General features: G+C 49.2%; 10 protein-coding genes. 2 read left to right on the forward strand and 8 right to left on the reverse strand.

What is annotated here, in order from left to right:
• The first annotated feature begins 80 nt into the window (after nt 1-80).
• Nucleotides 81-1,577 carry an aldehyde dehydrogenase gene (locus A1OO_RS20165; RefSeq protein WP_017004232.1) on the forward strand — a complete coding sequence of 499 codons (1,497 nt, stop codon included), beginning with the start codon at nt 81-83 and terminating at the stop codon, nt 1,575-1,577.
• A 106-nt stretch (nt 1,578-1,683) separates the two neighbouring features.
• Here the strand turns inward: A1OO_RS20165 and A1OO_RS20170 are convergent, their stop codons facing one another.
• Complete coding sequence (locus tag A1OO_RS20170; RefSeq protein WP_017004233.1) at nt 1,684-2,901, reverse strand: bifunctional alpha/beta hydrolase/OsmC family protein; 1,218 nt, start codon at nt 2,899-2,901, stop codon at nt 1,684-1,686.
• Between the two features lie 159 nt (nt 2,902-3,060).
• Nucleotides 3,061-4,365, reverse strand: a complete 1,305-nt coding sequence (locus A1OO_RS20175; RefSeq protein WP_017004234.1) for an NAD(P)/FAD-dependent oxidoreductase — start codon at nt 4,363-4,365, stop codon at nt 3,061-3,063.
• Nucleotides 4,366-4,699: 334 nt separating this feature from the next.
• Here A1OO_RS20175 and A1OO_RS20180 point away from each other — a divergent pair, with 334 nt between their 5' ends.
• The gene (locus A1OO_RS20180) at nt 4,700-5,248 is read left to right on the forward strand and encodes a cupin domain-containing protein (RefSeq protein WP_016961155.1); all 549 of its coding nucleotides are present in this window, start codon (nt 4,700-4,702) and stop codon (nt 5,246-5,248) included.
• Between the two features lie 82 nt (nt 5,249-5,330).
• Here A1OO_RS20180 and A1OO_RS20185 read toward each other — a convergent pair whose 3' ends face one another.
• The 6 genes from A1OO_RS20185 to A1OO_RS20210 form a co-directional block, all read right to left on the reverse strand.
• Nucleotides 5,331-6,659, reverse strand: coding sequence for an NAD(P)/FAD-dependent oxidoreductase (locus tag A1OO_RS20185; protein WP_017004235.1), 1,329 nt, complete (start codon nt 6,657-6,659; stop codon nt 5,331-5,333).
• 9 nt (nt 6,660-6,668) lie between these two features.
• The gene (locus tag A1OO_RS20190; RefSeq protein ID WP_016961153.1) at nt 6,669-7,511 is read right to left on the reverse strand and encodes an ABC transporter permease subunit; all 843 of its coding nucleotides are present in this window, start codon (nt 7,509-7,511) and stop codon (nt 6,669-6,671) included.
• Nucleotides 7,508-8,452, reverse strand: coding sequence for an ABC transporter permease subunit (locus tag A1OO_RS20195; protein WP_017004236.1), 945 nt, complete (start codon nt 8,450-8,452; stop codon nt 7,508-7,510). The genes A1OO_RS20190 and A1OO_RS20195 overlap by 4 nt, the downstream gene beginning before the upstream one ends.
• Nucleotides 8,449-9,576 carry a polyamine ABC transporter ATP-binding protein gene (potA, locus tag A1OO_RS20200; protein ID WP_016961151.1) on the reverse strand — a complete coding sequence of 376 codons (1,128 nt, stop codon included), beginning with the start codon at nt 9,574-9,576 and terminating at the stop codon, nt 8,449-8,451. Before potA ends, A1OO_RS20195 begins: the two co-directional genes overlap by 4 nt.
• A gap of 87 nt (nt 9,577-9,663) precedes the next feature.
• Nucleotides 9,664-10,764, reverse strand: coding sequence for a polyamine ABC transporter substrate-binding protein (locus tag A1OO_RS20205; RefSeq protein ID WP_017004237.1), 1,101 nt, complete (start codon nt 10,762-10,764; stop codon nt 9,664-9,666).
• A 133-nt stretch (nt 10,765-10,897) separates the two neighbouring features.
• A complete protein-coding gene (locus A1OO_RS20210) occupies nt 10,898-12,286 on the reverse strand; it encodes an aspartate aminotransferase family protein (RefSeq protein WP_017004238.1) in 1,389 nt (462 codons plus the stop codon).
• Nucleotides 12,287-12,314 lie beyond the last annotated feature (28 nt).

Genomic DNA, 12,314 nt, shown 5'->3' on the forward strand with positions numbered 1-12,314 from the left:
TTAATCGCACTATTTGTAAAATATTTTGAAATAGTGCACAGTGGCAAAAATCGGCAATTAACATGGATTAAGGGGCAGATATGACTTCTCGCACGTCTCGTCAAGACTGGGATTCGTTGGCAAATACGCTGACAATTAAGGGCCAAGCTTTCATCAATGGGGAACTCCGAGACGCCGTATCTGGCGACACGTTTCCCTGTCTTAGTCCTATCGACGGCCGAACACTTGCCCAGGTCGCCAGTTGCGATCTGGATGATGCCAATCTGGCCGTGGCCAACGCCCGTGAAACATTCGAATCTGGCGTGTGGGCGCATCTTCCTCCCGCAGAACGAAAAAAAGTGGTTATCCGTTTTGCTGAGCTTATTGAAGCAAACGGTGACGAGTTAGCGCTACTTGAAACCCTCGATATGGGTAAACCTATTCGCTATTCAAAAGCGGTGGATGTTAACGGTGCAGCGCGGGCAATACGCTGGTCTGGCGAAGCGGTTGACAAAATTTACGATGAAATCGCCCCAACGCCTCACAATGAAATTGGGATGATCACGCGAGAGCCTATCGGTGTTGTCGCGGCTATTGTGCCTTGGAACTTCCCGATGTTAATGGCGTGCTGGAAACTCGGCCCTGCGTTGGCTTCTGGTAACTCCGTCATTTTAAAACCCTCAGAGAAGTCACCATTAACGGCTATTCGATTGGGTGAGCTTGCTCTTGAAGCGGGTATGCCAAAAGGTGTACTTAACGTGTTACCGGGCTTTGGTCACACCGTGGGTAAAGCCCTCGCTTTACACATGGATGTCGACACGCTGGTGTTCACCGGCTCCACCAAAATAGCCAAGCAGTTGATGATCTATGCGGGTGAATCGAACATGAAGCGTGTTTGGCTCGAAGCTGGCGGAAAAAGCCCGAACATTGTCTTTGCTGACGCCCCAGACTTAGATGCCGCGGCTGCTTCTGCCGCATCTGCGATCGCTTTTAACCAAGGCGAAGTGTGCACTGCAGGCTCTCGATTGTTGGTAGAAGCCTCCATCAAAGATGCCTTTGTGGCGAAGGTGGTTGATCAACTAAAAAGCTGGCAGCCGGGTCACCCGCTTGACCCAGAAACGCAAGTCGGCGCTGTCGTCGATCAGCAGCAACTTGATACGGTATTGAGCTATATCGAAAAAGGCACACAAGGCGGTGCAACCATGGTTTGTGGTGGGAGTCGTGTTATGCCAGAAACCGGTGGATTATTCATTGAGCCTACTGTGTTCGATAACGTGAACAATGACATGTCTATCGCGCGCGAAGAGATCTTTGGCCCCGTGCTCTCTGTCATTACGTTTGAAACGCAAGAGCAGGCTGTAGCAATTGCCAATGATACGGATTATGGCCTCGCGTCGGCGGTGTGGACATCGGACATTTCCAAAGCCCACAAAACCGCGAAGGCACTACGTACTGGCATGGTGTGGATTAATCACTACGATGGCGGCGACATGACGGCACCGTTTGGGGGTTATAAGCAATCAGGCAACGGTCGCGATAAATCGCTTCACGCGTTTGAAAAATACACCGAAGTCAAAGCCACGTGGATTGCGTTCTGATCAGCCAAAACCCACGCTTATGGGCGATAGCAATCGATAAGTAATCAATACAAAAAGACCCAGCACAGCTGGGTCTATTCCCTTTGCGTCAGCCACTTTTTTAGCGTTACGCTTTCAACGCCGTGGTGATCACGATTTTGCTTTCTAGGGTTTTATGAACCGGGCATTTGTCCGCTATTTCCAACAAGCGTTGTCGTTCATCGTCCGTCAAGTTGCCAAACAACGCAATTTCACGCGCAAGCACTTCCACTTTAGAATGCTCATCATCGCAGTGCTCACAGTCGTCGCCATATTGGCGGCTATGTGACAGCGTGACTTTGACATCATCAAGTGGCAGGTTTTTGCGGTTCGCATACATACGAAGCGTCATGGAAGTACATGCACCTAGCCCCGCAAGCAAATGCTCATAGGGATCGGGCCCTAAATTGTCACCGCCGAAATCCACAGGTTCGTCCGCAAACCATTGGTGATGATCGGTTTGAATAGTGCGGGTAAATTGCTTGTTGTGCTCAGTCACTCGCACCTCACCACGTTTGATAGAGGTGCTGCTTTCTTTGATCGGCGACGCCAAATCAATGTAGCGATGTGACCACGCGGCAATCAGTTCAGCGACATACTGGGCGTCATCCTTGTTGGTCAGCAGATGATCAGCAGTGTCGAGCGTCACAAAGCTTTTCGGATGCTTGGCGCGAAGGTAAATTTTCTCAGCTTCTTTAATCGAAACGACGCTGTCGATTGGCGAGTGCATCACAAGCAATGGCACTCGAAGGGATTCAATATCGTCATTTTCGGTGCGAATGTCGTCGAGAAACTGCTTTTTGATGGTAAATGGACGACCCGCCAAGCTCACTTCAGCCTCGCCATCTGCATCAATTTTTCCCACATCAGCAGAAAATTGCTTTACGACATGTTCTGCATCCGCTGGTGCGCCAATGGTTGCCACAGCGGACACCTCAGGAATACGTTGCGCCGCAGATAACACGGCGCGTCCGCCAAGGCTATGACCAATCAATAACAAAGGCGCTTGATAGTGCTCACGAAGAAAATCGCCAGCGGCCACTAAATCGTTCACATTGGATGAGAAATTTGTGTTGGAAAAATCACCGTCACTGCCACCAAGACCCGTGAAGTCGAAGCGCAATACAGCGAAACCAATATTCACCAATGCCCGAGAGATACGAGATGCCGCCGCGACATCTTTTCCGCAAGTAAAGCAGTGGGCAAAAAGCGCGTAGCCACGTGCAGTATGTTCCGGGGTTTCCAACATGCCAGCAAGTATGTTGTTTCCACTGACAAAAGTGACTTTACTTCGTTTTCCAGCCATTTAGCTCTCCAGATAAGTTCACGGATACGTTCGCATTGTGAGTGAACGAGCACTAACAATCCTATCACTAACTGAAGAGACCGGAATGACGGAAAAAGTATGACAACACGTCTCTCATTTAGGCGAGAGACGTGAATAGATGGAAAGTTGGCTGGTGTGTTATTGCAGGATTTCTTTGATCTTGTGGTACGTCATACCAATTGCAAGCAATGGAGAGCGCAGTATCGGGCCACCAGGGAACGTCATGTGTTTCACTCGGGCAAACACATCAAAGCGTTCGGCTGTGCCTGAGATAGCTTCAGCAATCACCTTGCCCGCCATGTGCGTAGCATTCACACCGTGACCAGAATAGGCCTGCGCATAGAAAATGTTCGGTGCATCCGGTAAGCGCCCAATTTGAGGCAATCGATTCGCACCAATACCAATCATGCCGCCCCACTCGAAATCAATATTCGTCCCTTTTAGCTGCGGGAACACACGCTCAAGGTTTGGCAACAACGCGCCTGTAATGTCTTTTGGATCTTTGCCAGAATACGTACACAACCCACCAAACAGCAATCGGTTATCGCCGGATAGATGATAGTAATCCAGCGCGATACTGAGATCGGCAAACGCCATGTTCTTAGGGATCGTACTTTGTACCTGCTCATCCGTCAGCGGCTCGGTCGCAACGATGTAGCTCCCCGCAGGCAAGACTTTCCCGCCAATGTAAGACTCAAGCTTGTTGCCGATATAGGCATTGCCTGCCAAAAGCAAATACTGACACGTCACCTGCCCCTTGTTGGTTTTCACTAAGGGCCTATTGCCTTTGATGATTTCAATCGCGGCGCTGTCTTCAAACATCTGCACACCCAAACTAGCCGCCGCCGCCGCTTCACCCGTCACGAGATTTAATGGATGCAAATGGCCGCTTCCCATATCAAGCATACCGCCAATATAGCGTTCAGAGCCGATAACCTCAGGCATCGCCTCTTTATCTAGCATGCGGATTTCATGGGCATAGCCACTTTGTTTTAGGCCATTGAAATCGTCTTCGAGTTCTTTCATGTGCGCGGGTTTCAACGCTAGATCGCAGTATCCCATGGTGAGATCGCAATCAATGTTGAACGCCCCGACGCGATCTTTAACGATCTCAACTGCTTCCACACCCATTTGATTGATAGCTTCAACGCCGTCTTTGCCTATCTGATTCGTGAATTGCTCAATGCCATGACCAATACCACGGATCAGTTCGCCGCCATTCCGTCCTGACGCTCCCCACCCAATCTTATTCGCTTCCAACACCACAACAGAGTAGCCACGTAGCGCGAGCTCTATGGCACTGTTCACGCCACTGAATCCACCACCGACAATACAGATATCGGCCGTTATCGATTCAGTGAGTTCGGGATAGCGTTGCGGATACTTCGCGGTCGCCGCGTAGTAAGACTGTGTATGCGCTAGTTTTGACGACGTAGAAGCCATGACAAACACTCTCTGTAAAATATAATCAACAAAGATTAACGTATTCTCTACATGAAGGTGAAGTGAAAAATACACACAGTGAGACGTCGATTAATATTCCGCCGCCCACCAGCCTGACTCTTATCTCCCTCTGGTTACAAAGGCTAATCTGTCATCACCACACATTACATTCCGTTTTCATATCAAATAAAGCGATCATGAAACGGTAAATATTTTTTACATTATGGCTGTGCCCTCACAAAACACTTGATTACCTCGGGCTAAGAAGTAGGATTGCTTGTTCAAAATCTATTACATTAGTGACTGATACATTCGAAACGAGGAGAGTCGGACATTGGATATTGGTGCCAACCTAAAGGCCGTAAGAAAAAGTCGTGGATTATCTCAGCGTGAATTGGCAAAACGCGCCGGTGTGACAAACAGCACTATCTCAATGATTGAGAAGAACAGTGTTAGCCCTTCTGTCAGTTCGCTCAAAAAAGTGTTGTCAGGTATTCCCCTTTCCCTCGTGGAGTTTTTCTCTGCGGATATCGGTCAAAGTGAGTCGGCACCGGTGATTTATCGCCAAACTGACTTATTGGAAATTGGCGATGACGCGGTTTCCATGAAGGTAGTTGGTAAAGACTATCCGAATCGTGCGCTGTCTGTACTCTCGGAGATCTACCCGCCAGGCTCGCACTCAGGTGACGATATGCTTCAGCATGAAGGCGAAGAAGCTGGACTGGTTATTGAGGGGAAATTGGAGCTTACCGTCGGCGATGACATTTATGTTCTAGAGGTGGGTGACAGCTATTACTTTGACAGTAATCGCCCCCACCGATTTGCCAATCCGTTTGATGATGAATGCCGTATTTTCAGCGCGACCACGCCTGCTAACTTCTAAAAAGAATCTCCTCGTAATAAAGCGCCCTCAATCTCGGGCGCTTCTTGTTGATAAAGCCATTTGTGCGGGGCTAGCTGTGACATCAAATCCCGAATTTGTCGCGCATCGTGTAATACCACGCACCCAGTGCTGAAAAAGGCACACTCAGTACATGTCCACCAGGGAAAGGTAAATGCGGTAAGCTCGCGAACGCATCATACCGCTCTGCTTGCCCGCGCAACACTTCCGACAACAAGCGCCCCGCCAAATGGGTATAAGTGACGCCATGACCGCTACAACCCTGCGAGTAGTAGATATTACTGCCTACCCGTCCCACCTGGGGCAGACGAGATAACGTCATCAAGAAATTTCCTGTCCAGCGATAGTCAATTTTGACATTGCTGAGCTGAGGAAACGTTTTGAGCATTTTCGGGATAATAATCGCGTCAATATCCGCGGGATCGCGAGCGCCATAAACTACCCCTCCGCCATAAATCAGCCGTTTGTCGCCAGATAACCGAAAGTAATCCAACAAGTAATTACAATCTTCCACACAGTAATCTTGAGGCAATAAGCTTTTGGCTTGTTCGTCCGTTAGCGGTTCGGTCGTGATCACCTGTGTGCCACAAGGCATCGATTTTGCGCGTAGCTCAGGCATCAATCCGCCCAGATACGCATTGCCAGCCACAATCAGAAATGATGCGGTGACAGAGCCTTGCTCAGTGAACACTTTAACGGGCTCGCCTCGCTCAATGCGAATAGCCGCAGAATGCTCATAGATTTTGCCGCCTAAGCTTTCGACAGCAGCCGCTTCGCCCAATGCAAGGTTTAGCGGGTGAATATGCCCACCAGACTTATCGAGCAATCCCCCCACGTAGCGTTCGGTATCGACCATACTACGAATGTCATTCTGATTGAGCATTTCAAGTTGGTCGTTACCATGGCGCTCCCAAAGCGCTTTTTGATGTTCAAGCTCGTGCATCTGTTTGGCATTCAGCGCCGCAAACACGCCGCCGTTTTTCAAATCGCATTCAATGTTGTATTTCTCAACACGCTCGCGAATGATTTTACCGCCCTCAAACGCCATCTCACCGAAAAGGCGGGCTTTCTCTTTACCCACCGTTTTCTCAATCACATCAATATCACGGCTGTAGCTGTTGACGATCTGGCCGCCATTGCGACCTGACGCGCCCCAGCCCACTCGCGCAGCCTCAAGCACAACAACATTAAACCCCGCTTCCAGCAGATGCAGCGCTGACGACAATCCGGTATAACCCGCGCCGATAATGCATACATCCGTGGTGACATCTTCTTTCAGTGTCTCACGCAACGGCGAGGGATTGGCAGACGCCGCATAATACGACGAGGCATGCTCTAACTGAGGGTTTTGGGTGCGTTGCTTCGATTCCATTGAACCTGCTTGCTGCTGCATGTGACGTTCCTACTGTTGTTCTAATTCTTGGTTGAGCCGTTTCATTTCTTCCTTGGACTTACGCTCAGAGCGACGAGCGATATACCAAGAAATAAACGCAAACAACGACACAACCAGAATGATTAATGTGGCAAGGGCATTGATCTTCGGTGACACGCCCAGGCGCACAGAAGAGAACACCACCATAGGTAGCGTGGTTGACCCCGGCCCCGACACGAAGCTTGCGATAACCAGATCATCAAGAGACAAACTGAAGCTCAATAACCAACCCGCCACCAGCGCAGGCGCAATCATAGGGACAGTGATCACGAAGAAGACTTTCAGCGGGGTTGCCCCCAAATCCATGCCGGCTTCTTCAATCGAGAAATCCAATTCTCGCAAGCGCGATGACACCACCACCGCCACATACGCGGCGCAGAATGTCGAGTGTGCAATCCACACCGTTGTCATCCCGCGCTCAGCTGGCCAACCAAACAGCTCGCCCATTTGAACAAACAACAGCAACAGCGAAAGACCGATAATCACATCAGGCATGACCAGTGGCGCCGTGATCATGTTTGATAGCGTGAGCCTCCCCCATGAACGTCTAAACCGTGTCATTACAAACGCTGCAAGCGTGCCTATGATCACCGCCATGGTGGAGCTATAAAACGCGATGCGTAGGCTGGTCCAGACGGCTTGCAGGATCTGTTCATCTTTGAACAGTTCGATATACCACTTGGTGGAGAATCCGCCCCACACCGTCACCAGCTTTGAGGCATTAAATGAGTAGATCACCAAGATCAACATCGGCAAATAGAGAAACACTAACCCTACCCACAACATGACGGTTGAAAATTGCCAACGTTTCATCGGCTAGCCTCCATGTCCTTAGATTGATAGTGATGGAACAAGGTGATCGGAATGATCAACAGCGCCAACATCACAATCGCCAATGCCGAGGCAACAGGCCAATCACGGTTGTTAAAGAATTCTTGCCACAACACCTTACCAATCATCAGGGTTTCAGGACCGCCAAGCAGCTCTGGTATCACGACTTCACCCACCACAGGAATAAACACCAACATGGAACCTGCAATCACACCGCCTTTCGATAAGGGCAATGTCACTTTCCAGAAAGTATTAAAGTTACGTGAGCCTAAATCAGCTGCCGCTTCGAGCAAGCTGCCATCGAGCTTGACGAGGTTGGCGTAAAGGGGCAGCACCATGAATGGCAAATAGGTATAAATAATACCGATGTACACCGCGACATTGGTGTTGAGGATCTGGATAGGGTCTGAAATCACACCGAGCCAGAGTAAAGAATTATTGATGATCCCCGAGTTACTCAATAGCCCCATCCAGGCATAAACACGGATCAAAAAAGAAGTCCAAGATGGCAACATGATAAGCAACAGCAGCACGGTCTGCATCCGTGCAGGTGCACGGGCAATCGCATAGGCCATCGGGTATCCCAATAGCAGACAACCAATCGTCGAGAAAAAAGCAATTTTGACCGAACTGAGATACGCGAGAACATAAAGATCGTCATCGAGTATTCGCAGATAGTTTTCAAGATTCAGCGTGATCTCAACCACTTCATCCACATATTGCATAATCGCTTCATAAGGCGGTATTGCAATGGCAGCCGTGGAGAGGCTGATCTTAAACACTATCGCAAAGGGCATCGCAAAAAAGAGCAATAGCCAAAGATAGGGGATCCCTAAGGTCAAATGCCGACCCTTTGGAAACAGAATGTGTGTCTTAGTCGGCGGCTTTTTCACGTCAGTATTAGGGTTAGAGGGCATCGTCATACGCGTAATACCACACCGCTGGTGGCCTCCCAACTGATGAACACTTCGTCATCCCAAGTCGGTCTGTCTTGGCGTCGAGAGATATTCGCCATGCTACACATCACGATTTTGCTGCTAGGTAATTTGACGTAGTAAACGGACATTCCACCGAGGTAGGCAATATCATCCACCACACCTTTGGTCCAGTTGTACTCGCCTTCAGGTGGCTCTTTGCTGATCAAGGCTTTCTCTGGCCTGACCGCCAGCCATACTTTTTTGTCTTCGACATTCGTAGCAACGCCGTGACCAACATAGATGGGCTGTGAGATTTCGTGTGAATCAATCACGCAATGGTCAGTTTCATCCACCACGATATCGCCTTCAAACGTGTTCACCGAACCAATGAATTCGGCAATCATGCGACTGTTGGGGCTTTCGTAGATGTCCGTTGGTGAGCCTGTTTGGGCGATCCATCCTTCGTGCATCACGGAGATACGACCTGCCATGGTCATGGCTTCTTCTTGGTCGTGAGTTACCATCACACAGGTCACACCAACACGTTCAAGAATTTCCACCACTTCTAACTGCATTTGTGTGCGCAGCTTTTTGTCCAATGCCCCCATGGGTTCATCGAGCAACAAAAGTTTTGGTCGCTTTGCCAATGATCGCGCCAAAGCAACCCGTTGGCGCTGACCGCCCGAAAGTTGATGTGGCTTTCTTTTGGCATACTCTTCCATTCGCACTAAACGAAGCATCTCGGCAACGTGGAGATCAATTTCAGCCTTCTTCATTTTGTCTTGCTTCAAACCAAAGGCGATGTTTTGCGCCACCGTCATGTGCGGAAACAAGGCATAAGACTGAAACATCATATTGATAGGGCGTTCGTAAGGAGGCATGTCGGTGATGTCTTCACCATCAAGATAAATTCGACCGCTTGACGGTTTTTCGAATCCCGCCAGTATGCGCAATAAGGTAGATTTACCGGACCCTGACCCACCCAATAGCGAAAAAATCTCTCCTTTCTCAATCGTGAGGGACACATCATCGACGGCACGAACATCGCCGAACACTTTGCTAACACGGTCAATTTTTAGCAGATCCTGTTTCTTCTGCTGACTTTCGATAGGTTGCGGTTTATTCGTCACACTCTGATCCTCCCTGTTACCGCTCAGAAAACGTAAATCCTGAAAACAGCGAGAGAGCCACAAACAATGCGGCTCTCTGATTAACCGTTACTGGCCAGTTTTCATTCGCGTCCAGTTACGAGTCTTGAGACGGCTTATTTTCAGAGGTAACACTTCAGACACGAACAACTTCTCCATCACCTCAGGAGTCGGATAAATAGAAGGGTTGTTCAACACGTCCTGATCAATCAGTGTGTTCGAGGCAGTGTTAGGGTTGGCATACACAACATAATCCGTGATTGGGGCAATCACTTCTGGACGCATAATGTAGTTGATAAAGGTGTGAGCGTTTTTGGCATTCTTCGCCCCCGCAGGGATTGCCATCATGTCGAACCAAATATTGGCGCCGTCACTTGGAATGGCGTATTCGATAACCTGACCATTGTCAGCTTCTTCCGCGCGATCTGCCGCTTGAAAGATATCCCCCGAGAAACCAAAGGCCAGACAAACATCACCATTCGCCAAATCGGTGATGTAGCGCGACGAATGGAAGTAGGTAATGTAAGGGCGAATTTTAGCCAGTGCTACCCCTGCTTTTTTGTAGTCTTCTTTATTGGTGGAGTTTGGATTCAAACCGAGATATTGCAGCACCTGCGGCATCACCTCATCGGCGGAATCCAGCATGGCAACACCGCACTCTTTTAATTTGGACACGTACTGAGGGTCCATCAAAAGGTCTAGCTTATTCTCGGGCAAGTTATCACCCAAAATCGCTGTCACCTTTTCGGTGTTGTAACCAACACCATTGGTACCCCAAAGGTAAGGAATGGCGTACTTATTACCTGGATCAGCCATTTCCAAACGCTTCATTAATACCGGGTCCAAATTTTTCATGTTGGTCAGCTGACTTTTATCCAATGGCTGGAATGCGCCCGCCGTGATTTGTTTGGCTAAGAAGTTATTTGATGGCACAACCAGATCGTAGCCCGAGTTCCCGGAAAGCAACTTCGCCTCGAGTATGTCGTTGCTGTCGTAGACATCATAGGTAATCTTAATACCCGTCTCTTTCTCGAAGTTTTCTATCGTGTCTTCCGCGATATAGTCACTCCAGTTGTAAATTCGTAGCACTTCTTCTGCGTGTAGCCCAGTTGAAACCACCAGTCCCGCAAGCATAACTGCGGTGACCTTGTTGCGGATTACCATCTTCATGTTTTCTCCTTTTAGCCCTCTCCTTTTCAAAAGAAAGGCATTACTACATTCCAATGTCCAAGCCAGTTTTTTAAGCTGGCTTTGATGGTTGATTGGCATCGCTTTGATGCCAATCAGTGAGATCTCGTGGGCGTTAAATCACGCCATTTTCCTGCAAATGTTGTAACGTCAAATCCAGCGACAATTTCGCTTTATGGATAAGTTCATCGACCTCAGCTCTCGTGATCACCAGCGGGGGACTGATGATCATCGTGTCGCCACAAGCCCGCATTACAAGGCCATTTTCAACACTCAAGTCACGGCAAATACCACCAATGCCAACAGATTCAGCGAATCGAGATCGCGAGGCTTTGTCTTTGACCAATTCGATCGCAGCCACCAGCCCTAAGCCTCGTGCTTCACCCACTAACGGATGATCTAACAGTGTTTGCCACTGCGTTTGCAGATAAGGGCCGATGTCTTCTTTGACATACTGAACAAGGTTCTTGTCTTTCATCACGCGCAGATTTTCCAACGCCACAGCCGCGGCCACAGGGTGACCGGAATAGGTAAAGCCGTGGTTGAAATCGCCGCCTTTTTCTTGAAACGCATTCGCCACACGATCACTAACAATCACACCGCCCATCGGGATATAGCCAGATGTCATGCCTTTTGCGATAGGCATAAAATCAGGCGTGATACCAAAGTGTTGGCAGCCAAACCATTCACCGGTTCGGCCAAAGCCTGAGATGACTTCATCAGTAATCATGAGAATGTCGTATTTTGCCAAGATGCGGTTGATTTCAGGCCAGTACGTCGAAGGTGGAATGATCACGCCACCCGCGCCTTGAAACGGTTCTGCAATAAACGCAGCGACTTTATCTTCGCCAATCTCAAGAATGGCTTTTTCCAATTCTTGCGCCGTTTTGATTCCAAACTCTTCGGGTGTCAGGTCGCCGCCTTCCCCAAACCAATAAGGTTGTGGAATATGGTGAATGCCAGGGATCGGCAGCCCACCTTGCTTGTGCATACCTTTCATGCCACCTAAGCTCGCACCTGCAACGGTGGAGCCGTGATAACCGTTATGACGACCAATGATGTTGAATTTTTCAGGCTGGCCTTTCAACGTCCAATAATGACGAACCATGCGCAGCACAGTGTCGTTTGATTCAGAACCAGAGCCGGTGAAGAACACCTGATTCATGTGGTCAGGAGCAAGGTCTGCAATTTCCTTCGCGAGTTCCACCACCGGTGGGTGAGCACATTGGAAGAAACTGTTGTAGTAAGGGAGTTCAAGCATCTGTCGATGCGCGGCGTCGGCCAATCTTTTCTCGCCGTAACCGATATTGGTGCACCAAAGACCTGCCATGCCATCCAGAATGCGATTTCCATTGCTGTCCCAGATGTACACACCCTGAGCACGCACAATCATGCGAGCGCCCGTCTCTCTCAGCGTTTTGTGGTCGCTGAATGGGTGTAAATAGTGCGCGTTATCTAGCGCTTGCAGTGTTTCGGTATCTGGGTGTTGTGCGACGTGTGTCATTTAGACCTCCACATCCATATAGTTTGAC

This window comes from Enterovibrio norvegicus FF-33 (assembly GCF_000286835.2).
GTDB lineage: Bacteria > Pseudomonadota > Gammaproteobacteria > Enterobacterales > Vibrionaceae > Enterovibrio > Enterovibrio norvegicus_A.